22 protein-coding genes and 2 tRNA genes are annotated in these 24,018 nt (G+C 60.7%); 12 read left to right on the top strand and 12 right to left on the bottom strand.

Going from position 1 to position 24,018, the window contains the following annotated elements; genetic code table 11:
• Positions 1–59: 59 nt before the first annotated feature.
• Genes OC445_RS25490 through OC445_RS25470 form a run of 5 tightly spaced genes read right to left on the bottom strand, consistent with a single transcriptional unit; the run spans position 60 to position 5,455 of the window.
• Complete coding sequence (locus OC445_RS25490; protein ID WP_089042717.1) at positions 60–1,277, bottom strand: phospholipase D-like domain-containing protein; 1,218 nt, start codon at positions 1,275–1,277, stop codon at positions 60–62.
• Positions 1,278–1,333: 56 nt separating this feature from the next.
• A complete protein-coding gene (locus OC445_RS25485) occupies positions 1,334–1,981 on the bottom strand; it encodes a MotA/TolQ/ExbB proton channel family protein (RefSeq protein WP_054897855.1) in 648 nt (215 codons plus the stop codon).
• Positions 1,982–2,006: 25 nt separating this feature from the next.
• The gene (locus OC445_RS25480; RefSeq protein WP_034127226.1) at positions 2,007–4,292 is read right to left on the bottom strand and encodes a TonB-dependent receptor; all 2,286 of its coding nucleotides are present in this window, start codon (positions 4,290–4,292) and stop codon (positions 2,007–2,009) included.
• A gap of 24 nt (positions 4,293–4,316) precedes the next feature.
• On the bottom strand, positions 4,317–5,045 hold the full coding sequence (locus tag OC445_RS25475) for an energy transducer TonB (protein WP_057978134.1): 729 nt from the start codon (positions 5,043–5,045) through the stop codon (positions 4,317–4,319).
• Positions 5,046–5,047: 2 nt separating this feature from the next.
• The gene (locus tag OC445_RS25470; RefSeq protein WP_014717774.1) at positions 5,048–5,455 is read right to left on the bottom strand and encodes an ExbD/TolR family protein; all 408 of its coding nucleotides are present in this window, start codon (positions 5,453–5,455) and stop codon (positions 5,048–5,050) included.
• A gap of 190 nt (positions 5,456–5,645) precedes the next feature.
• On the opposite strand from OC445_RS25470, the gene OC445_RS25465 reads away from it, so the two are divergent.
• Positions 5,646–6,200: a GNAT family N-acetyltransferase gene (locus OC445_RS25465; RefSeq protein WP_054921698.1), complete on the top strand. Its 555-nt coding sequence runs from the start codon at positions 5,646–5,648 to the stop codon at positions 6,198–6,200.
• Positions 6,197–7,768: an alkaline phosphatase D family protein gene (locus OC445_RS25460; protein WP_198790724.1), complete on the top strand. Its 1,572-nt coding sequence runs from the start codon at positions 6,197–6,199 to the stop codon at positions 7,766–7,768. The genes OC445_RS25465 and OC445_RS25460 overlap by 4 nt, the downstream gene beginning before the upstream one ends.
• Before the next feature lie 89 nt (positions 7,769–7,857).
• Here OC445_RS25460 and OC445_RS25455 read toward each other — a convergent pair whose 3' ends face one another.
• A complete protein-coding gene (locus OC445_RS25455) occupies positions 7,858–8,499 on the bottom strand; it encodes an alanyl-tRNA editing protein (protein ID WP_198790723.1) in 642 nt (213 codons plus the stop codon).
• 89 nt (positions 8,500–8,588) lie between these two features.
• Here OC445_RS25455 and OC445_RS25450 point away from each other — a divergent pair, with 89 nt between their 5' ends.
• Positions 8,589–9,521: a LysR family transcriptional regulator gene (locus tag OC445_RS25450; RefSeq protein WP_034127229.1), complete on the top strand. Its 933-nt coding sequence runs from the start codon at positions 8,589–8,591 to the stop codon at positions 9,519–9,521.
• Positions 9,522–9,659: 138 nt separating this feature from the next.
• Here the strand turns inward: OC445_RS25450 and OC445_RS25445 are convergent, their stop codons facing one another.
• Complete coding sequence (locus tag OC445_RS25445; RefSeq protein WP_003190109.1) at positions 9,660–10,067, bottom strand: PA2817 family protein; 408 nt, start codon at positions 10,065–10,067, stop codon at positions 9,660–9,662.
• A 75-nt stretch (positions 10,068–10,142) separates the two neighbouring features.
• Complete coding sequence (locus tag OC445_RS25440) at positions 10,143–12,590, bottom strand: acyl-CoA dehydrogenase (protein WP_057978128.1); 2,448 nt, start codon at positions 12,588–12,590, stop codon at positions 10,143–10,145.
• A gap of 190 nt (positions 12,591–12,780) precedes the next feature.
• On the opposite strand from OC445_RS25440, the gene OC445_RS25435 reads away from it, so the two are divergent.
• The 4 genes from OC445_RS25435 (at position 12,781) to OC445_RS25420 (ending at position 15,958) form a co-directional block, all read left to right on the top strand.
• Positions 12,781–13,440: a transglutaminase-like domain-containing protein gene (locus tag OC445_RS25435; protein WP_054897863.1), complete on the top strand. Its 660-nt coding sequence runs from the start codon at positions 12,781–12,783 to the stop codon at positions 13,438–13,440.
• Positions 13,441–13,496: 56 nt separating this feature from the next.
• Entirely contained in the window at positions 13,497–14,114 is a 618-nt protein-coding gene (locus OC445_RS25430; protein ID WP_054897864.1) for a glutathione S-transferase family protein, read from the top strand.
• A gap of 135 nt (positions 14,115–14,249) precedes the next feature.
• On the top strand, positions 14,250–15,182 hold the full coding sequence (locus tag OC445_RS25425; protein ID WP_057978126.1) for an ABC transporter ATP-binding protein: 933 nt from the start codon (positions 14,250–14,252) through the stop codon (positions 15,180–15,182).
• Positions 15,179–15,958 (top strand): ABC transporter permease, encoded by a 780-nt coding sequence (locus OC445_RS25420; protein WP_005786689.1) that lies wholly within the window; start codon positions 15,179–15,181, stop codon positions 15,956–15,958. Before OC445_RS25425 ends, OC445_RS25420 begins: the two co-directional genes overlap by 4 nt.
• A gap of 131 nt (positions 15,959–16,089) precedes the next feature.
• Here the strand turns inward: OC445_RS25420 and OC445_RS25415 are convergent, their stop codons facing one another.
• A complete protein-coding gene (locus tag OC445_RS25415) occupies positions 16,090–16,629 on the bottom strand; it encodes a TetR/AcrR family transcriptional regulator (RefSeq protein WP_072435554.1) in 540 nt (179 codons plus the stop codon).
• Positions 16,630–16,720: 91 nt separating this feature from the next.
• On the opposite strand from OC445_RS25415, the gene OC445_RS25410 reads away from it, so the two are divergent.
• The 3 genes from OC445_RS25410 to OC445_RS25400 all read left to right on the top strand — a co-directional run bounded on the left by OC445_RS25410 (position 16,721) and on the right by OC445_RS25400 (position 21,102).
• The gene (locus OC445_RS25410; RefSeq protein ID WP_262020425.1) at positions 16,721–17,908 is read left to right on the top strand and encodes an MFS transporter; all 1,188 of its coding nucleotides are present in this window, start codon (positions 16,721–16,723) and stop codon (positions 17,906–17,908) included.
• Positions 17,909–18,019: 111 nt separating this feature from the next.
• On the top strand, positions 18,020–19,168 hold the full coding sequence (locus OC445_RS25405; RefSeq protein ID WP_054897867.1) for a TDT family transporter: 1,149 nt from the start codon (positions 18,020–18,022) through the stop codon (positions 19,166–19,168).
• A 59-nt stretch (positions 19,169–19,227) separates the two neighbouring features.
• Positions 19,228–21,102: an MFS transporter gene (locus OC445_RS25400; protein WP_057978120.1), complete on the top strand. Its 1,875-nt coding sequence runs from the start codon at positions 19,228–19,230 to the stop codon at positions 21,100–21,102.
• 108 nt (positions 21,103–21,210) lie between these two features.
• Here the strand turns inward: OC445_RS25400 and sugE are convergent, their stop codons facing one another.
• The 3 genes from sugE to rdgC form a co-directional block, all read right to left on the bottom strand.
• Positions 21,211–21,525 carry a quaternary ammonium compound efflux SMR transporter SugE gene (sugE, locus tag OC445_RS25395; protein WP_054897869.1) on the bottom strand — a complete coding sequence of 105 codons (315 nt, stop codon included), beginning with the start codon at positions 21,523–21,525 and terminating at the stop codon, positions 21,211–21,213.
• A gap of 112 nt (positions 21,526–21,637) precedes the next feature.
• Entirely contained in the window at positions 21,638–22,597 is a 960-nt protein-coding gene (locus tag OC445_RS25390; RefSeq protein WP_003190129.1) for a bile acid:sodium symporter family protein, read from the bottom strand.
• A 166-nt stretch (positions 22,598–22,763) separates the two neighbouring features.
• Positions 22,764–23,684 carry a recombination-associated protein RdgC gene (gene rdgC / locus OC445_RS25385; RefSeq protein WP_005786703.1) on the bottom strand — a complete coding sequence of 307 codons (921 nt, stop codon included), beginning with the start codon at positions 23,682–23,684 and terminating at the stop codon, positions 22,764–22,766.
• A gap of 159 nt (positions 23,685–23,843) precedes the next feature.
• Between rdgC and OC445_RS25380 the strand changes: the two genes are divergently transcribed.
• Together OC445_RS25380 and OC445_RS25375 are read left to right on the top strand one after the other, a co-directional pair.
• Positions 23,844–23,919 (top strand) — tRNA-Val (locus OC445_RS25380).
• Between the two features lie 19 nt (positions 23,920–23,938).
• A tRNA-Asp gene (locus tag OC445_RS25375) sits at positions 23,939–24,015 on the top strand.
• The last annotated feature ends 3 nt before the right edge of the window (positions 24,016–24,018 follow it).

Here is a 24,018-nt window from a genome sequence, read left to right as displayed (position 1 = left end):
GTTTCTGACGGAAGAGACAGAAACATTTCCACACACTACCATTACTCAGGTGCCCAAGGTCAATGCTGGCCAGGGTGGGGCGCGGGATACTCTTGGGTCACGCTCAAGGCTCTAGCGTAAGGCCCATCCCACAGTTGTTCATGCAACTGGCCTACACGCCTGGCCATCGCCTCACTGCGCATCACCACCTCCAGATTGCGTGAATTATCCAGGTAGCCGCCCAACCAATTGCTGGTGCCTACCCACGCCACTTGCCCGTCGATCTCCATGGTTTTGCTATGTATCACCCGCGCATAAGGGATAAAGCCTTGCTTGGCTTCGGGCAGGGTGACGATCTTGATCTCAACATTGGGCAGCACCGCCAGGCTCTTGAGATAGGGCAGTTCCAGCGGGTCGGTATTCCAGTTGGACACCATCAGTTTGATCGACACGCCACGGGCTGCGGCGGCGCGCACGGCGTTGTCGATCACCGCGTAGTACGGTCGGGTTCGATCCGGTCCGTAGGACAGCGGCGCGTAGTCGAGCAATTGCACGCGCACCTCTTTTTGGGCTTCGCCCAGCAGGCGCGGCAGTTCCAGCTGTGAGTCGCCCACGCCGGGCGGGTTGTAGCGTTGCGGGCTGGCCACCAGGTAGTTGCCGGTACGTGCGGGTGCTGGGCCGCTGGCGGGTAGCGGCACCGGTTGTTTACCCGCCAGCGCGGCCTGGGCTTGCCAGTCTTGCTCGAAGATCGCCTGCACTTGGCCCACCACCGTTTCGTCAGTGATCCGCAGCCCGGTTTCGTGGATATGTTCCAGGGCGCGCCAGTCAAAATTCTGACTGCCGACAAACGCCTGCTTGCCATCCACCAGCAGGTACTTGGCGTGGATGATGCCGCCGCTCAGTTGCCCGTAGGGCAGCACGCGCAAGGTCAGGTTGGGAATGGCGCGCAAGCGTTCCAGGGTGGCGGCATCCGACAGCTTGATGCCTTTTTCTTCGAGCAGGAAACGAATCTTCACGCCGCGTTTGCCGGCGGCTTCCAGATGTTCAAACACGCTGTTCATCACCGAGCCAGGGTGGTCCGCGGCGTAGAACTGGCCGATATCAATGTGGCTTTTGGCGCCGTCGAACAGCTCGATCCATACCGGGCCGGGCTGGCGCAAATCGTCGGTGCCCAGGGCGGTGTCCACAGGCACGGTATGCACCAATTCAAAACCTGGAATGGAAAAGTCCGCCTGGGCCAGCGGACTGAGGAGCAAGCCGGTCAGGCCGGCAATACGCAACTTTATCGAAAGGGACATAAGCGTCTCATCGCACCAAAGGTAAAGGCGAGCGCCCAAGGCGCCCGCCCTGCAGGTCAGGCTGTGCGGCTGTGCAGCGGGGTGGGCACGCGATGAGTCACTTCATCCTGTGCGCGGGCGCCGGTGGCGGCGCGGATCAACAGGATCTTCAACTGGTCGTTGATGCGCTCCAGGCTGTCCTGGAAGAAGTTGTGGAACACCACGCAAAAAAGCGCGATGGCGATACCTAATCCCGTGGCAAACAAGGCCGTCCCGATACCACCGGAAATCTGCCCTGGGTCCGATACGCCCGCGGTGGCCAGCGCCTTGAAGGTGTCGATGATGCCGAGAATGGTGCCCAGCAGGCCCAGCAGTGGGGCGGCGGTGGTGATGGTCTCGATGATCCACAGGCTGCGGGCCAGTGGGGCGCGGGTCTTCAGGTATTGGGTATCGATTTCGTCGTCCAGGTCCTTGCGCGAACCGTGGGTCGCCTTCTGGGCCAGCACCGGCAAGATCATGTTCAGCGGCAGGCTGTCGCGACGGGTCAGGTTGTCCGGCAGGTCACGCTCGCCGTGCACATTGGCGCCCAGGGCGTCGATCAATGCGCGTGCCTGGCGGCGTACGTAGGCGAAGTAGATGCCGCGTTCGATGGCGATGAAGATCGCAATGGCCATCGCCGCGTACATCACATAGAAAGTGACGTCGTGGAGCAGGTTCATATCCATGATGGTGTTCCTCTTGGGGTGAGTCTTAGAAATTCGCTTCCAGCGAAACCGTGACGGTACGGTCCAGGCCGACGATGTACGCGGGGTCGCCATCGCGGAAACCGCTGTAGCTGGCCGCGTTGGTCTTGGTGGTGTACACGCCGTCCAGGTATTTCTTGTCGAACAGGTTGTCGACGTTCAGGCGCAGGGTCGCGTCCTTGACCACTTTCTTGTCCACCGGCAGGTAAATACCGGCGCCGAGGTTGAACACGGTGCGACCGGAAATCGCCTCGTCGTTGGTCAGGTCGCCGTAGAGCTTGCTGGTGTACTTGCCACCGAAGGTGCCGTAGAAGCGCCCGTCGTCATACCCGATGTTGGCCGCCAACATGTTCTTGGGCACGTTGGCGAACTGCTTGCCACTGGTGGGCAGCACGATGGGTTTGCCGGCGTTGTAGACGGTCAGGTCATCCTGCTGCTCGGCCTTGGTGTAGGTGTAGGAGGTGTAGTAATTGAAGTGGTGGGGCAACTGGCCGCTCCACTCCAGCTCCAGGCCTTTGTTGACCACGGAGCCGGCGTTGATGTCGGCAAAGTCACCGTTGATGTCCCGGGACGAAACCTGGCGGTTCTTGAAGTCCATGTAGAACAGGGTGGCGGCCAGGTTCATGTCGTCGCCGCTGTAGCGCCAGCCCAGTTCATGGTTCCAGCTGGTTTCCGGTTCGGCGTCGATCGAGCCGGCGCCTTTGTCGTAGAGCACGTAGTTCTGCGGTACCCGCATGTTGCGCGACAGGCTGTAGAACAACTGGTCACGCTCGTCCAGCTGGTATTTCAGGCCGGCGTTGGGCAGCAGTTTGTTGTAGGTCTGGTTACGTTTTTCCGGGCGTTCGTTGAGGCTGCCGTGGTTGGTGCCTTCACGCTCGACGTTCATGTAGGCCAGGCCTGCGATGAGGGTCCAGTCCGGGTTGATGTACCAGGTGTCCTGGGCCCAGACCTTTTGCGCTGGCGTCACGGTGAAACGGTCGCGACCCTGCACGGTGTTGCCGTTGGCATCGACGATGGCGCTGTTGGAATCTGGCCAGGTATCCACTGGCTTGCCGTTGCTCTTGAGCGGAATGAACGGCTGGGTCTGGCTTTGGCGTGCGCGCTCGTACCAGTAACCGAATTGCAGGCTGTGGTCGCCAAGGTCCCAGGTCAGCTTGGTGGTGATACCCGGACGCCAGGTTTGCGTGCGTGAAGGGCGGTAGTACACGCCGCTGTTGGGTGTGCCGTCGGCGTTGTATTGGGCGGCCGTGGGCAGGTTGCCGAGGTCGAACACACCGCCCTGGTTGGAGCCACGGTTGAGGGCATAGCTGGATGAACCGACGCCGCTGCCATTGCCCCAGTAGTAATACGGGATCACCGACAGTGCGAGGTTATCGGCCAGTTTGAACTGGGTGTTGAGCACGGCGGTGAACGTCTGGAACGGGTTCTGCGCCAGGGCGTAATAGCTGTTGTACTTGCCGTTGCTGCCCACGCTGGGTGTTGCCGGATAAGGGTCGTACTTGCGGCCATATTGCTGGAACTGCGCCTTGGTCAACTGGCTGTAACTGTTGTTGTCCTGCTCGTGGTACTTGAGGATCAGGTTGGCGGTGTTGCCATTGCCAGCGTCGAAAAAGCTGTTCCACTCCACCTTGTCCGCGCGTACCGCGCCCGAACCGCGCCACATCTCACCTTCGGTATGGGACACCGACAGCCAGTTGCTCAGGCCGTTGATTTCGCCGGTATTGAGGCGGGCAAAAGTCTTGCGCGTGGCATTGCTGCCGACGACCTGTTTGACGAAGGCGCCGGTTTCCTTGGTCGGGCGAATGGTCACGATGCCAATGTTGCCGCCGCTGGAACCAATGTGCGGGCCGTCGGATTCCGAAGCGCCCTGGGTGACGAAGATCTGGTCGATGTTTTCCGGGTCGCCCAGCAGGTTGGAATACAGCGCGTAGTTGCCGGAGTCGTTGATCGGCATGCCGTCCACCGACATGCCCACCTGGTCGGAGTTCATGCCGCGCATGGTGAAGCGAAAGCCCGACAGGCCGGTGTTGTCTTCACTGGAGATGTTCAAGCCTGGGGTGTACTTGAGTTTGTCGATGGCATTGCCGGTGGCCGCCTGTTTATCCAGTGCTTCCTTGGTCACCGTGGAGCGGCCCTTGATGCTTTCCTCCGGCACCATGTAACCGCCCCCGGCGGTCGCCTTGCCTTGTACCCCAATGGTGCCGACATCACTGTCGCTGGTCTCTGCCATGACCAGTCCCTGGCTCATGCTGGTCGCGGCCACAAGTGCCAGATGAATACGGGTGAACTTCATCACTGTCGTCCTGGTGTCGGGTGCTTATTGCACGCTGTAGTTGAAGGTGGCGGTGAAGCGCTGCTCATTTCGCCCCCCGAAGGCTTGCTCGGGGAACGGTTTGACTTGCTTGATGCGACGCAAGCTGTTGGTGGCTGCCCGGTTGAGCAACATGCTCGAGGCCTGGGTTTGTAAACCTGAGTCGAGGACGCGGCCCTGACGGTCTACCAACAGCCACACCACCACCTCGCCGCTCGGGCGTTCGAGGGACGCCTGGCGCCCGGTGGGGTACTGCTTGTAGGTGTCCAGTTCGTTGCGCAAGCCTTTGAGGTAACCGCTTTCCAGGGCCTGGCCATCGACCTTCGGTGGCGCCGGTGGGGCAGACGTCGGTGCCGCTTGGGTGACGGCGGCCGGGGCTGGCTTGGCGGCCACCGGTGGCGGCGTCGGCACGGGCTTGGCGACCACGGGCGCAGGCTTGGGCACAGGTTTTGGCTTTGGCTTGGGTTCGGGTTTTGGCAGCGGCTTGGGCGGTGGCGGCGGGGGCGCCGGCTCGGCCTCTTCCTCTTCGATCACCGGCGGTGGCGGTTCTTGCTCCACCACCGGTTCCGGTATGACTTCCGGTTCCGGCTCAACCAAGGCCAATTCGACCGCCGACTCGTCATACACCGGCTCGACCTTCAACGTCTGGGACTGGATACCCAGTGCAATCAGCACCAGGGCGATCAGGGCCGGAACACTGCCCAGCAGCTGACGCGCACGAAACAGAACGTACATGATCAGGACTTACGCGTGGCGATGGACACGGAGGTGAAGCCACCCAGGCGCAGGGTGTCCATCACTTCCACCAGGCGCGAAACCTCCACGCCTTTGTCGCTGTTGACGATGATCGTCGACTTGGTATCGGGCTTTTCGGCCGCCTTCAGCGCCGGCACCAGGGCCTCCACCGTCAGGTCCTTGCCGTCCAGTTGCAACTGGCCTTCCAGGCCCAGGGTGAGGATGAATTTGTTTTGCGGCTTGAGCTGCTGCGAACTGCTGGCGCTGGGCAATTGGGTCTTCATGCCGAGCGCGGGAATCACGTTCAGGCTCACCAGTACGAAAAACACCAGCAGGAACATCATCACGTCGATCATCGGGATCAGCTCGATGTGCGCCTTGCGTTTCTTGGGTTCGTCCCAGGTTCTCATTCCGTTACCCCGTCATTGAATTAGGGGCAAAACGCTAACAGCCAAAAATGACCGATTGGTTAACTTTAATTTACCGTTTAGAGGCTCTAGGACGCGTCTTTCAGAAAACTTACCGGTCAGTTTTCGGGCGTAATGAAACTGACACTCGGGGCATCCATGCTTGAGAAATTTATCTTGAGAGCCGGCCTCCATGCCTACTGCATTGCCTCAATTGACGACCCCGCGACTGCTGTTGCGCACCCTGCAAATGCATCAGGCGCAGGTGCTTTTCACGCTTGCCAATGGGCCGAAAATTGCCGACAACACGGCGAACATTCCATCGCCCTACACCTTGGAAACCGCGCAGGATTTTATTGCGGGGATCGCTGACAAGTACCGCACCGGTGAGCTGCTGAACCTGGGGATGCATGTGCGCGGCACCGACGAATTGGTCGGCATGGTCAGCCTGCGCATCAATGCTCGCCATCACTATGGGCACTTGGGTGGCTGGGTGGCGGCGCACTGCCGTAACCAGGGATATGCGGCTGAAGCGGCGAGCGCGGTGATGGACTTCGGGTTCGAGGCGCTAGGGTTGCAGCGCGTGGGCAGCCAGTGTTTCGCGCGCAACAAGGAATCGGCGCGGGTCATGGAGAAGATCGGCCTGCGTTATGAAGGCTGCATGCGCCAGGCGTTTTTAAAGAACGGCGTGTATGAGGACATGCTCGGGTTTGCCACCGTGCGTGATGTCTGGGAGCGCTGCCTGTGAGCGGCGAAGTGGACCACGGCCGGCGCCGGGTCCTTGGCGGGCTGGCGGTCGCTACCGCGTTTTCGATTCTCAGCCCGTTTGCGCGCAGTGCCGGGGTGGATTATCCGTTCACCCTCGGCGTGGCTTCCGGTGACCCGTTGCCAGATGGCTTTGTGATCTGGACGCGCCTGGCGCCGTTGTTCAACGCCGCGGATGGCCGTGGCGGCCTGAGTCGCTCGGTGCCGCTGCGTTGGCGGGTGGCCAGCGATGCGGCGATGACGCGCATTGTGAAGCAGGGCGAAGTACTGGCGACGCCCCGTTTTGCTCACGCAGTGCATGTCGAAGTGGCGGGGCTGGCGGCGGATCGGCCGTATTGGTACCAGTTTGAAGGGCTCGGTGCGCAGAGCCCGGTGGGCCAGTCGCGCACGATGCCGCCGCTGCAGGCCATGGCCTCGGCCCGGCTGGGGTTTGTGTCCTGCTCGCACTGGGAGCGCGGTTACTTCAGCGCCTACCGACACCTTGCCGCCGAGCAGCCGGACCTGGTGTTTTTCCTCGGTGATTATATTTACGACAGTTCCTATGCTGCGGATTCGGGCAAGGTGTTTCGTTCTCACGGCAGCGGCAATGCGCAAAGCCTGAGTGATTACCGCAACCGCTACGCACTGTACAAGACTGATCCAGACCTGCAGGCCCTGCACGCCGCGGCTCCCAGCGTCGTAACCTGGGACGATCACGAATTACAGAATGACTACGCCAACCGCTGGTCCCAGGACCCGAAGGTGGCGGTGGCGCAGTTTCTCAAGCAACGGGCCGCGGCGTACCAGGCGTTTTACGAACACATGCCCCTGCGTGCCAGCAGCGTGCCGAAGGGGCCGGACATGCGCATCTACCGGCGCCTGGACTATGGGCGGCTCGCGCGTTTTCATGTGCTCGACGGTCGCCAGTACCGTTCCGAGCAACCCTGCATCGCGGCCAATGGCAGCCACCAAGGGCATATTGTCACCACCCCTTGCAGCGACCTGCGTGACCCTGGCCGCACGTTGCTCGGCTGGCAGCAAGAGTCTTGGCTGGACCAGGGGTTTGCCCAGTCCAGTGCGCAGTGGAATGTCATCGCCCAGGATTTGCTGGTGGCGCCGCTGATGCAGCGTGACTTGACCAACCATAAGCTTGGCCGCTGGACCGATGGTTGGGATGGCTACATGGCGAACCGCTCACGGATGCTGGCGTCGATCGTGCGCAATCGCGTGAAGAACCCGGTGTTCTGGGGAGGGGATATTCATTCGTTCTGGGCCACCGACCTGCATCTCGACGCCGACAGGCCAGACTCGGCGGTGGTCGCCACCGAGTTCGTCGGCTCGTCGGTCACCTCAGATGGCCCTCCCTACGACGCGTTCATGAAGATCATGCCGCTCAACCCCCATGTGAAGTTTTTCGACAGTCGCCAGCGTGGGTATGTGTCGGTGGAGTTGGCGGCCAACACCATGTTGACGAATTTTCGGGCGATCAGTGATCCGCGTGACCCGGCGGCGACGGTGTCGACGTTGAAGTCGTTCATCAATGAATCGGGCCAGCCGAGCGTGGCCCTGTAGGAGCGCGCTTGCTCGCGAAAACGAAAGGGCGCCGATGGGAATCAGGTATCCCGCGTTATCGTTAACGGTCTTCGCGAGCAAGCTCGCTCCTACAGTGTCAGGGTATCAGCGAGGCTGTAGCGCACCGAGAGCGCGCCTTTTTTCTCCGACAACGCCAGGATCGTTACCTGGCCCAGTTCGCTCAACGCTTGAACATGCGTACCGCCACAGGCGTACGCCGGTAATTCGCCGAAGCCGACTTCGCGGGTGCCGTCTTCCAGCGTCATATGGCGGGAATAGTCGGCGGCGATCCATGTGTTGACCCACTGCTGGAGCGCCTGCGCATCCATGTCTTGCGCGGTCTCGCCACGGATAAAAGTGATCTTGCCTTCGCCGGGCCAATGGTGGGCCTTGATCGGCATCCAGCCCAGGCGTTCGCCGGCATTGCCAATCAAGTGCCCCGCCGAATGCAGACGCGTATGCAAGGCGCGCCGCTGTGCGTCGACTCGTGCAACGACGAGGCCAGGTTCCAGAGGTCGGTGGACGTAGTGCACCACCTGTTCGCCTTCCTGCATGACTCGCAGCACCTGGCTGTCGCCGAGCCAGCCGGTGTCGGACGGCTGGCCTCCGCCTTGGGGATGGAAAATGGTCGACTGCACAATCACGGCGAATTGCTCTTCGTTCGGGGTGCAACTGAGCACTTCCAGCTCGGCCGTCAGGTGGTCGTGGGTAAAAAACAGGCGCTCGGTCATCATCTACATCCGCATCAGGGTTCTGTGGGCAGTATAAATAGTGCGCAGATGGGTGATAATCTGCTCAATTATCAATGGACCTGTGCGTCATGAGCATCAATCTTCCTTTGCCGCTATTGGGTGAAATGGCGATTTTCGTCAAGGTCGTGGAAACCGGCAGCTTCTCCGAAGCGGCGCGGCAACTCAGCGTCTCCCCTTCGGCGGTGAGCCGCAGTATTTCGCGCCTGGAGCAAGCCCTGGCCACGCGCCTGCTGCAACGCACCACGCGCAAGCTGCGCCTGAGCGAGGGCGGCGAGGAGGTGTTCAAGCGTTGCCAGGAGATGGTCAATGCGGCGCGCTCGGTGATGGAAATCAGTGGGCAATTTACCCATGAAGCCGAGGGGCTGGTGCGGGTCAGTGTGCCCAAGGCGGTGGGGCGATTTGTGGTGCACCCGCATATGCCGGAATTTTTGCGGCGCTATCCCAAGGTGGATGTGCAATTGATCCTGGAAGACAGGCATGTGGATTTGATCGACGACAACGTTGACTTGAGCATCCGCATCACCGACAGCCCACCGCCAGGTTTGGTCGGGCGCCAACTGTTGCCCATCGAACATTTGCTGTGCGCGACGCCACAGTACTTGGCCGAGCACGGTACACCGAGCCATCCCCATGATCTGCTCGGGCACAGTTGCATTTATCTGGGTGAGACACCGGGAGATTCACGCTGGAAGTTCCGCCAGGCTGGCAAGGCGGTAACGGTCGGCGTACGCGGCCGGTATGCGGCGAACCACACCGGGGTGCGACTGGAGGCTGCGTTGCAGCATGTCGGGATTGCCAGCTTGCCGTATTTCACCGCGCGGCACGCATTGGAAGCAGGAGATTTGGTGCAGGTGTTGCCGGGGTGGGATTTTATTGCGTCGTACCATGGCGAGGCGTGGTTGCTGCATTCGCCCACACGTTACCTGCCGCCGAAGTTGCGGGTGTTTATCGATTATCTGGTGGAGTGCATGGCCAGGGAGCCCACGCTGCGCCGACGGTAGGAGCGCGGTTGCTCGTTCCCACGCTCTGCGTGGGAATGCCACCTGGACGCTCCGCGTCCTGCCTTTATGCCTGTGCACGGGTGACGCAGAGCGTCACAGGATAGGTTCCCACGCAGAGCGTAGGAACGAGCATAGTTGTCAGTGCTTGCTCTGGTCCTGAGGCATCGCCAGCAGCTGTTTTTCCTGGTTCCAGTCGAACGGTTCGTCGTTCTGTTCGGCTTCATAGCGACGTTCTTCCAGGGCCTGGTACAGGTCCAGTTCTTCGTCGGGCATGAAGTGCAGGCAGTCGCCGCCAAAGAACCACAGCAGGTCACGGGGCACCAGGTGGGCGATTTGCGGGTAGCGCAGGATGACCTGGCTCATCAGGTCCTGGCCCAGGTACTGGCTTTCGATCGGGTCGATTGGCAACAGGGCGCGCAGTTCGTCGAAACGCTCCAGGAACAGCGAGTGGCTTTCCTCGGGTACCTGTTCGGCTTCGCCGACGGCAACCAGGATGCTGCGCAAGTGGTCGAGCAAGACAAGATGATCGGCAACGACGTTGGACACGAGATAAGGCCTCTAAAGCAAAAACGGGCGCGAGAGTATAAGCCTCTCGCGCCCGTTTTTATATGACCGCTCGACTCAGCGGACTTTACCTTCTGCCTGCATCAGCTCTTCCTTGCTGAAATCATCCACGTCGATCACCTTGCGTCGCGCAGCCTCGGCATCGCGCAAGGTTTGTGCCTCGGCCGGTTGCAGCACGCCGGCCTGCAGGGCCGCGTCGATGGCATGCTCGCCGGCAGCCGGCTTGACCTGGCCGCTTTTGAGCGCGCTGTGGAGTTTTTTCTGCAAGGGGTGGCTGGCACCGAGCAGGTCGTAGGCATGTTGCAGGGCGCCCACGGGATCTTCTGCTGATTGCGGGCGATAACAGCCGGCCAGCAATTCTTCCAGGGTCGGGTCGCCTTTGGCGCGGCCGATCACGGCTGCCACTTCGGCATCCAGCGCGTCGGACGGCCCGGTATGACGACGCCCGAACGGGAACACGATCACCCGCAACAGGCAGCCCAGCACCTTGTTCGGGAAGTTGCTCAGCAGCTCATCCAATGCGCGTTCCGATTCGCCCAGGCTTTCTTCCATGGCCCAGGCAAACAGCGGCTCCAGATGGTCCGGCGAGTCCAGGTCGTGATAACGCTTGAGCGCCGCCGACGCCAAGTACATGTGGCTGAGCACATCACCCAGGCGGGCGGACAGGCGTTCGCGGCGCTTGAGCTCGCCACCCAGCAACATCATGCTCAGGTCGGCCAGCAGGGCAAACGCAGCCGCCTGGCGGTTCAGGGCACGGAAGTAGCCCTGGCTCAAACGGTTGCCCGGAGCTTTTTCGAAGTGCCCGAAGCCCAGGTTCAGCACCAGGGTGCTGGCGGCGTTGCTGACGGCGAAGCCGATGTGTTGCATCAGCAGGCCGTCGAATTCCTTCAACGCCTGGTCATGGTCTTCGCGGCCGGCCAGGGCCATTTCCTTGAGCACGAAGGGGTGGCAGCGAATCGCGCCCTGGCCGAAGATCATCAGGTTACGCGAAAGGATATTTGCGCCTTCCACGGTGATGAAGATCGGTGCGCCCTGCCAGTTGCGGCCCAGGTAGTTGTTGGGACCCATGATGATGCCCTTGCCGCCGTGCACGTCCATGGCGTGGCTGATGCACTCACGGCCGCGTTCGGTCAGGTGATACTTGAGGATCGCCGACAACACCGACGGCTTCTCGCCCAGGTCCACGGCGTTGGCGGTGAGCATGCGCGCGCTGTCCATCAGCCAGGCGTTGCCACCGATGCGTGCCAGGGCTTCCTGGATGCCTTCGAAGGCCGACAGCGGTACGTTGAACTGTTCGCGCACCTGGGCGTATTGGCCGGTCACCAGGCTGGTGAACTTGGCGGCGCCGGTGCCGACGGCGGGCAGCGAGATCGAACGGCCGACCGACAGGCAGTTCATCAGCATCATCCAGCCCTTGCCGAGCATTTCCTGGCCACCAATCAGGTATTCCAGGGGGATGAACACATCCTTGCCGGAGTTGGGGCCGTTCATGAAAGCGGCGCCAAGCGGCAGGTGACGACGGCCGATTTCCACGCCAGGGGTGTCGGTAGGAATCAACGCGAGGCTGATGCCCAGGTCTTCTTCTTCACCCAACAGGTGGTCCGGGTCATGAGCCTTGAAGGCCAGGCCGAGCAAGGTCGCGACCGGGCCGAGGGTGATGTAGCGCTTTTCCCAGTTCAGGCGCAGGCCGAGGGTTTCCTTGCCTTCCCATTCGCCTTTGCAGATCACGCCGGTGTCGGGCATGGCGCCCGCATCGGAGCCGGCCAGCGGGCCGGTGAGGGCGAAGCACGGGATGTCGTCGCCACGGGCCAGGCGCGGCAGGTAATGATTGCGCTGTTCCTCGGTGCCGTAGTGCAGCAGCAGTTCGGCGGGGCCGAGGGAGTTGGGGACCATCACGGTGGAGGCCAGGTCACCGCTGCGGGTCGCGAGTTTCATGGCGACCTGGGAGTGGGCATAGGCGGAGAAGCCCTTGCCACCGTACTCCTTGGGAATGATCAGGGCGAAGAAGCCATGGGTCTTGATGTGTTCCCAGGCTTGCGGCGGCAGGTCCATGGCCTGGCCGATTTCCCAGTCGCTGACCATGGCGCAGAGTTCTTCGGTGGGGCCGTCGATGAACGCCTGCTCTTCCTCGGTCAACTGCGCCTTGGGGTAGGCCAGCAATTTGTCCCAGTCCGGGCGACCACTGAACAGCTCGCCGTCCCACCACACGGTACCGGCATCAATCGCATCGCGCTCGGTCTCGGACATCGGCGGCAGCACTTTCTGGAACCAGCTGAACAGCGGCTTGGTGAAGTATTGGCGGCGCAGGTCAGGCAGCAGCAAAGGCGCGGCCACCACGGCCAGGAGTACCCAGAAGATCAGCAGCAGCCAACCCGGTGCGTGGCTCCAGGCGCCCATCGCCAGCAGGTAGACGGCGACCACACCCAGGGCGGGCAGGGGGGCAGTACGGCGGTGTGCCAGGTAGGCAATGCCGACCACCAGCACCAGTATCCACAACAACAGCATATTCAATCCTCCGTGAACCAGGGGCGAAACCACCAGGGAGCTTAGTCGGCATCCGAACAAGCCGGGTGATCAGGGTGTAACAAGGTGTACTGGGCAACCCATCAGCCGGCGCCGGCATTTGGCCGAATCGTCGTTATCTCTCTGGCAGGCCTGGTGGTTAAACTCCAGGCTCCCCTCGGAGATCAAGCTCATGAATACGTACTTGAGTCCCAGCCGCTTCATCGATAGTGACCACCCTGTGGTGGTGGAGTTCGCCGAGAAACATCGCGGAACCCGCCCGGATTTAAGTGACCAGGCAGTCAGTCTTTACTACGCCGTGCGCGAGGCCATTCGCTACAACCCCTATACCTTCAGCCGTGACCCCAACACCTTGAGCGCCAGCTTCGCCCTGGCGGCCGGCGAAAGCTACTGTGTGCCCAAAGCTACGTTGCTCGCCGCTTGCGCGCGCCACTGCGGCATTCCCGCACGCATTGGCCTGGCGGACGTGCGCAACCACCTGTCCACACCGCGACTGCTCGCTCTGCTCAAAAGTGACGTGTTCGCCATGCACGGTTATACCGAGCTTTACCTGAACGGCCGCTGGGTCAAGGCCACTCCGGCGTTCAACCAGCAACTGTGCGAAGTGTTCGACGTGCCGCCGTTGGAATTCGATGGGCTGCACGACAGCGTGTTCCACGCGTTCAATCGCCAGGGCCAGCGTTCTATGGAGTACGTGGTGGACCACGGGCAATTTGCTGACGTACCCGAAGCATTTTTCTTCGGGCATATCCGCCAGTGCTACCCGCACCTGTTTGGCGACGATGCGCCCACCTTGCTCGGCGATATGCAGGGCGATTTAAGCCGCGGCTGAACCGGCGTATGCTGCTGCGTTCATCAAGCCATGTTCATCAACGATAAGGCGCGGTCATGCTGAAGATCTGGGGTCGTAAAAATTCATCAAACGTCAGGAAAGCACTGTGGTGCGCCGAGGAACTCGGCCTGGACTATGAAGCAATTGATGCGGGCGGGGCTTTTGGTGTGGTCGATACCCCGCAATACCGGGCCATGAACCCCAATGGCCGGGTGCCGGTGATCGAAGATGGCGACTTTGTGCTGTGGGAATCCAACACCATCGTGCGTTACCTGTGTGCCAAGCAGGCATCGGACTTTTACCCCAGCGACCTGCAAGCCCGGGCCAACGCCGAAAAGTGGATGGACTGGACCACTTCCACGCTCGCCGATCCGTTCAAAGCGGTGTTCTGGGGCATCGTGCGCACCCCGGTTGACCAGCAAAACTGGGACAGCATCAATGCCGGGCGCCAAGCCTGTATCGACGCGCTCAAAACCGTCGAACAAGCCCTCGCCGAGCAACCCTACCTGTCCGGCCAGGCGTTCGGCATGGGCGATATTCCCTTGGGCTGCTTCATCTACGCCTGGTTCGAGATGCCCATCGAACGCCCTGCCATGCCCCATCTGGAGGCCTGGTACCAGCGCCTGCAGCAGCGCCCGGCCTACCGCAAGGCGGTGATGACCGCGTTGACTTAATACACACTATTAATACGGGTGACTGTACTTGTGCGGCATGGGCACGCACCATGCTCGCACTGCATCGCCGGTTGAACTACCTGCGGTGTGCCTTCATCTATTCTTTCTATTCCCTTCTTTGGTGCGTACTTCCATATGAGTTCCGCTCTGTCCATCCGGCAGCTAACCAAAACCTACGGCAACGGTTTCCAGGCCCTGAGTGGTATCGATCTGGACGTTGCCGAAGGTGACTTCTTCGCCTTGCTCGGCCCCAACGGTGCCGGCAAATCCACCACCATCGGCATTCTCTCCACCCTGGTCAACAAGACCAGCGGCACGGTGAATATCTTCGGTCATGACCTGGACAAATCCCCGGCAGCGCTCAAGCGCTCCATTGGCGTGGTGCCCCAGGAATTCAATTTCAACCAGTTCGAAAAGACCTTCGACATTGTCGTGACCCAGGCCGGCTACTACGGCATTCCGGCGAAAGTCGCCAAGGAACGCGCCGAGCAGTACCTGACCCAACTGGGCCTGTGGGACAAGCGTGACGTACCCTCGCGCTCGTTGTCCGGTGGCATGAAGCGACGCCTGATGATCGCCCGCGCCCTGGTGCATGAGCCGCGTCTGTTGATCCTCGACGAACCTACCGCCGGCGTGGATATCGAGCTGCGCCGCTCGATGTGGACCTTCCTCACCGAACTGAACGAGAAGGGCATCACCATCATCCTCACCACCCACTACCTGGAAGAGGCTGAGCAGTTGTGCCGCAACATCGGCATCATCGACCACGGCACCATTGTCGAGAACACCAGCATGCGCAACCTGCTGGGCCAGTTGCATGTGGAAACCTTCCTGCTCGACCTGAAGAACAATCTGTCGGTGGCGCCGCATCTGCTGGGTTACCCCAGCCGCCTGGTAGACAGCCACACTCTGGAGGTGCAGGTGGACAAAGCCATGGGCATCACCGCGCTGTTCACCCAGTTGGCCACTCAGAACATCGAAGTGTTGAGCCTGCGTAACAAAACCAATCGCCTTGAGGAGTTGTTTGTGTCCCTGGTGGAGAAAAATCTGGCGAAGGTGGCGGTATGAGTTCCGAACTGCAACCCAACCTCGTCGCGCTGCAAACCATTGTTTATCGCGAAGTGAAGCGCTTTACCCGGATCTGGCCGCAGACCCTGCTGCCACCGGCGATCACCATGGTCCTGTACTTTGTGATCTTCGGTAACCTGATCGGCCGGCAGATCGGCGACATGGGTGGCTTCACCTACATGGAATACATTGTGCCGGGCCTGATCATGATGTCGGTGATCACCAACTCTTACGGTAACGTGGTGTCGAGTTTCTTTGGCAGCAAGTTCCAGCGCTCCATCGAAGAACTGATGGTCTCGCCGGTGTCACCGCACACCATCCTCATCGGCTACACCTTGGGCGGCGTGTTGCGTGGCCTGATGGTGGGAGTGATCGTGACGCTGCTGTCCCTGTTCTTTACCCACCTGCAGGTGCATCACCTGGGGGTCACCATTCTGGTGGTCGTGCTGACGGCGACGATCTTCTCGCTGCTGGGCTTTATCAACGCCGTGTTCGCACGCAACTTCGATGATATTTCCATCATCCCGACCTTCGTGCTCACGCCGCTGACCTACCTGGGCGGGGTGTTTTACTCCATCACCTTGCTGCCGCCGTTCTGGCAGACGGTGTCCCTGGCCAACCCGGTACTGCACATGGTCAACGCCTTCCGCTACGGCATTCTGGGCGTGTCGGATATCAAGATCAGTGTGGCGATCACCTTTATGATCGTTGCGACCGTGGTGCTGTATATCGGTTGTGCGCGGTTGCTGGTGAGTGGGCGTGGGATGCGTACCTAGCCGCTGACGGCACGCGGTAAAAAATGTGGGAGCGGGCTTGCTCGCGAATGCGGTAGATCAGTTGCTGATGCATTGACTGACACGACGCCTTCGCGAGCAAGCCCGCTCCCACATTTGCTATGTGTAGGGCTTTAAGCCTTCAGTGCCAATTCGATCAGGGCATGCAGCTCTTCAACAGCCAAAGGCTCTGCCGAAAACAGAATACGAAACACCGTCGGTGCGGCGAGCAGGTTGATCAGATGGTCAACGCTCGGTGGCTGTTCCTGCGGGTAGCGGTCAACAATCACCTGCAACTGCCCACTCAGGATGCTCACGCAATACCCTGGCGTCGGGCTGCTCTGCACGTCGCGCATCATGTTGCGGCCTACGTCCGAACTCATCTCATCCAGGTATTGCTCGGCCCAGGCTTGCAGGTCGCCACGCAGGCTGCCGGTGTTGGCCGGTTCGGTATCGGGGCGCATACGGGCCAGGGCGACGTCGGCGAGCAGTACTGACAGATCGCCCCAGCGCCGATAAATGGTCGACGGCGTGACGCCTGCACATGCCGCAATCATCGGCACGGTGACGCTGGAACGCTCATGGGCTTCCAGCAATTCGCGCACCGCTCTGTGGACGGATTCTTGTACCCGGGCACTGCGGCCCCCCGGGCGGAGGCCTTCTTTGATCGCCATGGGCAAGACCTTAACACAAAGAATTTGCTTTAAGCGCCAGCGAATAGCACACTGCACAAAAGCAAAATATTAGCTTTAGCGGAGCGTGCCTATGTCCAGTGTCATCTCTCAGCGGTCCAGCCTGGCGTTTCTAGTGATCATGGTGCTGACCTTTCTCGCCGCCTCCAGCGCGCCGACGCCGTTGTACCAGGTGTATCAAGACTACCTGCATTTTTCGGCGGCCATGCTCACGGCCATCTTTGGTGTCTATGCCGTGAGCCTGCTGGCGGCCCTGCTGACGGTGGGTTCGCTGTCGGATTACCTGGGGCGCAAGCCGGTGATCTTCGTCGCGCTGCTGCTCAATAGTGTGGCGATGCTGCTGTTTATCCACGCTGACAGCACCGCCTGCCTGCTGGCCGCCCGCGTGTTACAGGGCTTCGCGACTGGCACTGCCACAGCGGTATTGAGTGCGACGCTGCTCGATACCGACCGCGTCCGCGGCCCGATGCTCAACAGCCTTGCACCGATGCTCGGCATGGCCAGTGGTGGCCTGGGCAGCGGGCTGTTGGTGGAGTTCGCGCCGTGGCCAACCCAATTGATCTATTACACCCTGCTGGGCTTGATGGTGTTGCAGGCTCTGTATGTGTGGCGCCTGCCTGAAACGGTCAGCCGCATAGCCGGCGCCTTGAAGTCCCTGGCGCCAACCCTGCATGTGCCGCCGCAGGCGCGCCGCGCGTTGTGGCTGGTGATGCCATTGAATGTGGCCGTGTGGGCGCTGGGTGGGTTCTTTTCCTCGTTGGCACCGTCGTTGGTGCGTGTCGCCACCGGGTCGACCTCGCACTTGATCGGCGGCGGGCTGGTGGCGGTGGTGACCTTGAGCGGCGCGGTGATGATCTACAGCCTGCGCAACCACGCGGCTGACAGGGTCATGCGCGTGTCGGCTGCACTGCTGGCCGTGGGCGTGGGGTTGCTGCTGGTTGCCGTAAACATCGCCAGCCTGTGGCTGTTCTTTGTCGCCAGTGTGATCGCAGGCCTGGGGTTCGGCGGCGGCTTCATGGGCAGTGTGCGCAGCATCGTGGGCCTGGCGTTGCCCCATGAGCGGGCGGGCCTGATGTCGGCGTTCTATGTATTGAGCTACCTGGCGTTTTGCGTGCCGGCGTTGTTGGCGGGCAACCTGAGCCGCGTGTTTGGCTTGGTCGCGACCACGGACGGCTACGGTGCGGTGCTTATCTTGCTGTCTCTCGGGGCCCTTGGTGGGTTGTGGTGGCGGGACTCGGCGCCAGCAAGGGCGAGGGCATGATCATGGTTAATATAGATAAAATAGATAACAGTTAGAGATATTACCCGTTATATAGATATTCGATCAGGTTCTATCATGGCCTCAACCTCATATGAGGAAGAGGATTAACCCATGACCTGCTCGACCACTCACCGCTACAAACCCTTCAGTCACCTGGCCCGTCCCCGGGAAGTGATTCGCCAGTTCACCCCGAACTGGTTTGCCGCGACCATGGGCACCGGTGTGCTGGCGCTGGCCTTGGCCCAGCTGCCAGTCAACCTGCCCGGCTTGCATGCCGTCGCCGAGGGCCTGTGGCTGTTCACCATCGGCTTGTTTGTGCTGTTCAGCGTGCTCTACGCCGCCCGCTGGGTGATGTTTTTCCACGAGGCGCGACGCATCTTCGGGCACTCAACGGTCTCGATGTTCTTCGGCACCATCCCCATGGGGCTGGCGACCATTCTCAACGGCTTGCTGCTGTTCGGCATGCCGCGCTGGGGCGGTGATGTGATCCCGTTGGCCGAGGCATTGTGGTGGCTGGACGTGGCCATGTCCCTGGCCTGCGGCGTGCTGATCCCGTTCATGATGTTCACGCGCCAGGAGCACAGCATCGACCAGATGACCGCCGTCTGGCTGTTGCCCGTGGTGGCGGCCGAAGTGGCGGCGGCCAGCGGCGGCTTGCTTGCGCCGCACTTGGCCGATGCCCATTCGCAGCTGGTGATGTTGGTGACCAGCTACGTGCTGTGGGCGTTTTCCCTGCCGGTAGCGTTCAGCATCCTGACCATCCTGATGCTGCGCATGGCCTTGCATAAGTTGCCTCACGCCAATATGGCCGCGTCGAGCTGGTTGGCCCTGGGCCCGATCGGTACCGGTGCCCTGGGCATGTTGCTGCTCGGTACGGATGCCCCCGCGATCTTTGCCGCCAATGGCCTGGCCAGTGTCGGTGAAATGGCCCACGGCCTGGGCCTGATTGCGGGCATCACCCTGTGGGGCTTCGGCTTGTGGTGGATGTTGATTGCGGTGTTGATCACCCTGCGTTACCTGCGCGCCGGTATCCCGTTCAACCTGGGCTGGTGGGGCTTCACCTTCCCATTGGGGGTTTACGCCTTGGCCACGCTTAAATTGGCGAGTCTGTTACAGCTGGCGTTTTTCAGTGTGTTTGGCAGTGTGCTGGTGGTTGCGCTGGCGCTGATGTGGCTGATCGTGGCCAAGCGCACCGTGCAGGGCGCTTATAAAGGCGAGCTTTTTGTTTCGCCTTGTATTGCCGGGCTAGCGAATAAGTAAGCAGGATTAGGTAAAGTCGTGGCCTGATAAATAAAGGCCACGCAGGAACACGGACGACGATGAGCCATCCTTCCCAATTCACCTTGCTGCGCACGCGGCGCTTCTTGCCGTTTTTCATTACCCAGTTGCTGGGCGCGTTCAACGACAACATCTTCAAGCAGTCGCTGATCCTGGCCATCCTTTACAAGCTCACCATCGAGGGTGACCGCTCCATCTGGGTCAACCTGTGTGCTTTGTTGTTTATCCTGCCGTTCTTCCTGTTCTCGGCGTTGGCCGGGCAGTTTGGCGAGAAATTCAACAAGGACGCGTTGATCCGCGCGATCAAGATCGGCGAGATCGTGATCATGGCGGTGGGCGCGACGGGTTTTCTGACCAATCATCTTGAACTGATGCTGCTGGCGCTGTTTGCCATGGGCACTCACTCGGCGCTGTTCGGCCCGGTGAAGTACTCGATCATGCCCCAGGCCTTGCACGACGATGAGTTGGTGGGCGGCAACGGCCTGGTGGAGATGGGCACGTTCCTGGCAATTTTGGCCGGCACCATCGGTGCCGGGATCATGATGTCTTCCACCCATTACGCGCCGGTGGTGGCGGTGGCGATTGTGGCCGTGGCGGTGCTGGGCTACCTGGCCAGCCGCAGCATCCCGCGCGCAGCGGCTTCGACACCGCAGCTGCGCCTGGACTGGAATATCTTCACTCAGTCCTGGGCGACTTTACGCATGGGCCTGGGGCAGACGCCGGCCGTATCGCGCTCGATTGTCGGCAACTCATGGTTCTGGTTTGTCGGCGCGATTTACCTCACGCAAATACCTGCCTATGCCAAGGAATGGTTGTACGGCGACGAAACCGTGGTGACCTTGATCCTCACGGTGTTCTCGGTGGGCATCGCCTTGGGCTCGATGCTGTGCGAAAAACTCTCCGGGCGTAAGGTGGAAATCGGCCTGGTGCCGTTTGGTTCGTTTGGCCTGACCGTGTTCGGCCTGCTGCTGTGGTGGCACTCCGGCGGCTTCCCGCAGAACGTGCAAGCCAACGATTGGCTCGCGGTGCTCAGCTACGGCCAAGCGTGGTGGGTGCTGTTCGATATCCTCGGCCTGGGGGTGTTCGGTGGCTTTTACATCGTGCCGCTGTATGCGCTGATCCAGTCGCGTACCGCCGAGAACGAACGGGCACGGGTGATCGCGGCGAACAACATTCTCAATGCACTGTTCATGGTGGTCTCGGCCATCGTGTCCATTCTGCTGTTGAGCGTGGCCAAGCTGTCGATCCCCGAGTTGTTCCTGGTGGTGTCGCTGCTCAACATCGCGGTTAACACTTACATCTTTAAAATCGTCCCCGAGTTCACCATGCGCTTCATGATCTGGCTGCTCAGCCATTCCATGTACCGCGTGGAGCATCGCAACCTGCAAGCCATCCCGGATGAAGGCGCGGCGTTGCTGGTGTGCAACCATGTGTCGTTTGTCGATGCGCTGTTGATTGGCGGCGCAGTACGTAGGCCGATTCGCTTTGTCATGTACTACAAGATCTACCGCTTGCCGGTGCTCAATTTTATCTTCCGCACCGCCGGGACGATTCCGATTGCCGGGCGCCATGAAGACATTCAGATCTACGAGCAGGCGTTCGCGCGCATTGCCCAGTACCTCAAGGATGGCGAGCTGGTGTGCATCTTCCCGGAAGGCAAGCTGACAGCCGATGGCGAGATGAATGAGTTTCGCGGTGGGGTGACGCGCATCCTGGAGGAGACGCCGGTGCCGGTGATCCCGATGGCATTGCAGGGGTTGTGGGGGAGTTTCTTCAGCCGTGATCCGAACAAGGGTTTGTTTCATCGGATCTGGTCGCGGGTGGTGTTGGTGGCGGGCGAGCCGGTGGCTGTGGAAGCGGCAACGCCTGAGCAGTTGCACTCTGTGGTGGGCGGTTTGCGGGGGAGTGCCAGGTAGTTTGTCGTTGTTTGTCAGGGCATCATCGCAGGCAAGCCAGCTCCCACATTTGACTGTATTCACAATTCAAAAGGTGGGAGCTGGCTTGCCTGCGATAGCGGTAGTGGCTTAAGTGGAAATCTTTAGCCCAATCAGCCCACAAATAATCAACGCCACACTCGCCAACCGAAACAACGCCATGGATTCTCCAAACAGGATAATCCCGGCAATCACGGTGCCCACGGCCCCCACGCCGGTCCAGATGGCATAGGCGGTGCCCAGCGGCAATTCCTTCATGGCCAGCCCCAACAACCCAAGGCTGACGGCCATCGCGGCAATCGTCAGGACGGTGGGCAGCGGCTTGCTGAACCCGTCGGTGTACTTCAGGCCGACGGCCCAGCCCACTTCAAACAACCCGGCAAAAAACAGAATGATCCAGGACATGATGACCTCGCTTCTATCAAAGTGGGGTCGTCCCCGGGTGAGCGCTTGATAGCGTCGCGAGGTCGTCCCCGCGAAGTTCGGTAGAGTGCCGAAATTGGACCGGGCGATCAAGTTACGGCGTGGTTTCCAGGGCGCGGCGGTCTTCCTTTTCGCTCATGCGGCGGAAATAGGTCGACAGCAATGCGCCGGAAATATTGTGCCAGACGCTGAACAACGCACTGGGCACCGCCGCCAGTGGCGAAAAGTGCGCACTGGCCAGCGCGGCACCCAGCCCGGAGTTCTGCATGCCCACTTCCAGGGCCAGCGACTTGCGTTGCGCCAAGGGCAACTTGAACAGGCGCCCGGTGAAGTAGCCCAGCAGGTAACCGAAGCTGTTGTGCAGCATCACCACGGCCATGATCAGCAGGCCCGACTCGGCAATCTTGCCTTGGCTTGCGGCAACCACGGCCGCGACGATGATCACAATGCTGACCACCGACACCAGTGGCAGCACATCCACCGCATGCCTTACCCGATCACCGAGCAAACGCTGCGCGACCACGCCCAGTACGATGGGTAGCAGCACCACTTGCAGGATCGACCAGAACAGTTCCATGAACGACACTGGCAGCCAGGCCGAGGCCAGCAGCCAGATCAACGCCGGTGTGAGCAGCGGGGCTAGGAGGGTGGTGACCGCGGCAATCGCCACCGATAACGCCAGGTCACCCCGGGCCAGCCAGGTCATGACGTTGGACGACGTGCCACTTGGGCAACAGCCGACCAGGATCACGCCAACGGCAATTTCCGCCGGCAAATGGAACGCCTGGCACAGCAACCATGCCACGCCCGGCATGATCACGAAATGCGCGACCACGCCCAGGGCCACGCGCCACGGGTGGCGAGCGACTTCGGCGAAGTCTTCCAGTTTCAAGGTCAACCCCATGCCGAACATCACCAGGCCCAGCAGTGGGACGATGGCGCTTTTCAGGCCGATGAACCAGCTGGGTTGGAGAAAGGCGACAACGGCAAAGATCAGCACCCAGTAGGCAAAGGTGTTGCCGACAAAGCGGCTCAAGGCGGCGAGTGCGCGCATGGGGATGTCCTTTTTTATTCGATTTCTGAGTTGTCGATGCAATCAAATGTGGGAGCTGGCTTGCCTGCGATAGCGGTGTATCAGTCGGCACTCCTCTGGCTGACACTCCGTTATCGCAGGCAAGCCAGCTCCCACACTGACCGTGCCCGCATTGGATCGGTGTTGCTTAGATGCCCTGTGGTGTCTCTTCGCCGCCCAGTGCCTCGACCAGCGCCGGCAGGAAATCGCCGAAGGTCAGCATCATCAAGGTAAAGCTGGCATCCAGTTGGCCCAGGGCTTCGTCGCCGCCGTCCTGTTCCGCCTGGTCTTGCAGCAGGTCTTCGAACTTCAGGCGCTTGACGGTCATCTTGTCGTCGAGCATGAAGGACAGCTTGTCCTGCCACGCCAGGGACAGTTGGGTTACGACCTTGCCGGTGGTCAGGTGCAGCTGGATCTCTTCGCCGGTCAGGTCCTGGCGTTTGCAGCGCACGATGCCGCCGTCTTCGTGGGTGTCGCGCAGTTCGCATTCGTCGAGGACGAAGAAGTCATCAGCCGGTTTCTGGGTGGTGACCCAGTCAGTCATGATTGCAGTTGGTGCGGTTTTTACCGTCAGAGGGCGGACGGGCAGGGTGCCGATCACTTCACGCAGGGTCGACAGCAGGTCTTCGGCACGCTTGGGGCTGGCCGAGTTGACCAGGATCAGGCCCTGTTTCGGCGCGATTGCAGCGAAGGTCGACGAGCGACGGATAAAGGCACGCGGCAGGAAGGCCTGGATGATTTCATCCTTGATCTGGTCGCGCTCCTTCTTGTAGACCTTGCGCATTTGCTCGGCTTCGATCTCTTCGACTTTCTCTTTAAGTGCATCACGCACCACGCTACCCGGCAGGATGCGTTCTTCCTTGCGAGCGGCGATCAGCAGGAAATCGCCGCTGACGTGAACCAGGGGGGCGTCTTCACCTTTACCAAAAGGCGCGACAAAACCGTAAGTGGTCAACTCCTGGCTTGCACAAGGGCGCGCCAGCTTGGTGGCCATGGCCGCTTCCAACGCCTCGGCATCAACAGGCAGATCTTGGGTCAGGCGATAGATAAGCAGGTTCTTGAACCACATGGGGTGAGTCTCTCCTCTATACAAAGGGGGGCATTATTCTCTTGATCACGCCGCAGGCCAACCCTGCCTAAGCCATTGGAAGGGCTGAAAAAAAAGATTTAAGAAAGTGCTTGCCAGACTTAGGGTCGCTCCGTAGAATGCGCGCCACACCGAAACGAAGGGTGATTAGCTCAGCTGGGAGAGCATCTGCCTTACAAGCAGAGGGTCGGCGGTTCGATCCCGTCATCACCCACCATTCGCTTCATGTGTTACGCGCAGCGGTAGTTCAGTCGGTTAGAATACCGGCCTGTCACGCCGGGGGTCGCGGGTTCGAGTCCCGTCCGCTGCGCCATAT

Source organism: Pseudomonas sp. Pse35, assembly GCF_024519715.1.
In the GTDB taxonomy this organism is placed as follows: domain Bacteria; phylum Pseudomonadota; class Gammaproteobacteria; order Pseudomonadales; family Pseudomonadaceae; genus Aquipseudomonas; species Aquipseudomonas paracarnis.
This window is presented reverse-complemented; position numbering and strand designations above follow the sequence as displayed.

Excerpts from the sequence above, each read along its gene's own strand:
- OC445_RS25490 (WP_089042717.1), bottom strand. The coding sequence starts at position 1,277 with ATGTCCCTTTCGATAAAGTTGCGTATTGCCGGCCTGACCGGCTTGCTC.
- OC445_RS25485 (WP_054897855.1), bottom strand. The coding sequence starts at position 1,981 with ATGGATATGAACCTGCTCCACGACGTCACTTTCTATGTGATGTACGCG.
- OC445_RS25480 (WP_034127226.1), bottom strand. The coding sequence starts at position 4,292 with ATGAAGTTCACCCGTATTCATCTGGCACTTGTGGCCGCGACCAGCATG.
- OC445_RS25475 (WP_057978134.1), bottom strand. The coding sequence starts at position 5,045 with ATGTACGTTCTGTTTCGTGCGCGTCAGCTGCTGGGCAGTGTTCCGGCC.
- OC445_RS25470 (WP_014717774.1), bottom strand. The coding sequence starts at position 5,455 with ATGAGAACCTGGGACGAACCCAAGAAACGCAAGGCGCACATCGAGCTG.
- OC445_RS25465 (WP_054921698.1), top strand. The coding sequence starts at position 5,646 with ATGCCTACTGCATTGCCTCAATTGACGACCCCGCGACTGCTGTTGCGC.
- OC445_RS25455 (WP_198790723.1), bottom strand. The coding sequence starts at position 8,499 with ATGACCGAGCGCCTGTTTTTTACCCACGACCACCTGACGGCCGAGCTG.
- OC445_RS25450 (WP_034127229.1), top strand. The coding sequence starts at position 8,589 with ATGAGCATCAATCTTCCTTTGCCGCTATTGGGTGAAATGGCGATTTTC.
- OC445_RS25440 (WP_057978128.1), bottom strand. The coding sequence starts at position 12,590 with ATGCTGTTGTTGTGGATACTGGTGCTGGTGGTCGGCATTGCCTACCTG.
- OC445_RS25435 (WP_054897863.1), top strand. The coding sequence starts at position 12,781 with ATGAATACGTACTTGAGTCCCAGCCGCTTCATCGATAGTGACCACCCT.
- OC445_RS25430 (WP_054897864.1), top strand. The coding sequence starts at position 13,497 with ATGCTGAAGATCTGGGGTCGTAAAAATTCATCAAACGTCAGGAAAGCA.
- OC445_RS25425 (WP_057978126.1), top strand. The coding sequence starts at position 14,250 with ATGAGTTCCGCTCTGTCCATCCGGCAGCTAACCAAAACCTACGGCAAC.
- OC445_RS25420 (WP_005786689.1), top strand. The coding sequence starts at position 15,179 with ATGAGTTCCGAACTGCAACCCAACCTCGTCGCGCTGCAAACCATTGTT.
- OC445_RS25415 (WP_072435554.1), bottom strand. The coding sequence starts at position 16,629 with ATGGCGATCAAAGAAGGCCTCCGCCCGGGGGGCCGCAGTGCCCGGGTA.
- OC445_RS25410 (WP_262020425.1), top strand. The coding sequence starts at position 16,721 with ATGTCCAGTGTCATCTCTCAGCGGTCCAGCCTGGCGTTTCTAGTGATC.
- OC445_RS25405 (WP_054897867.1), top strand. The coding sequence starts at position 18,020 with ATGACCTGCTCGACCACTCACCGCTACAAACCCTTCAGTCACCTGGCC.
- OC445_RS25400 (WP_057978120.1), top strand. The coding sequence starts at position 19,228 with ATGAGCCATCCTTCCCAATTCACCTTGCTGCGCACGCGGCGCTTCTTG.
- sugE (WP_054897869.1), bottom strand. The coding sequence starts at position 21,525 with ATGTCCTGGATCATTCTGTTTTTTGCCGGGTTGTTTGAAGTGGGCTGG.
- OC445_RS25390 (WP_003190129.1), bottom strand. The coding sequence starts at position 22,597 with ATGCGCGCACTCGCCGCCTTGAGCCGCTTTGTCGGCAACACCTTTGCC.
- rdgC (WP_005786703.1), bottom strand. The coding sequence starts at position 23,684 with ATGTGGTTCAAGAACCTGCTTATCTATCGCCTGACCCAAGATCTGCCT.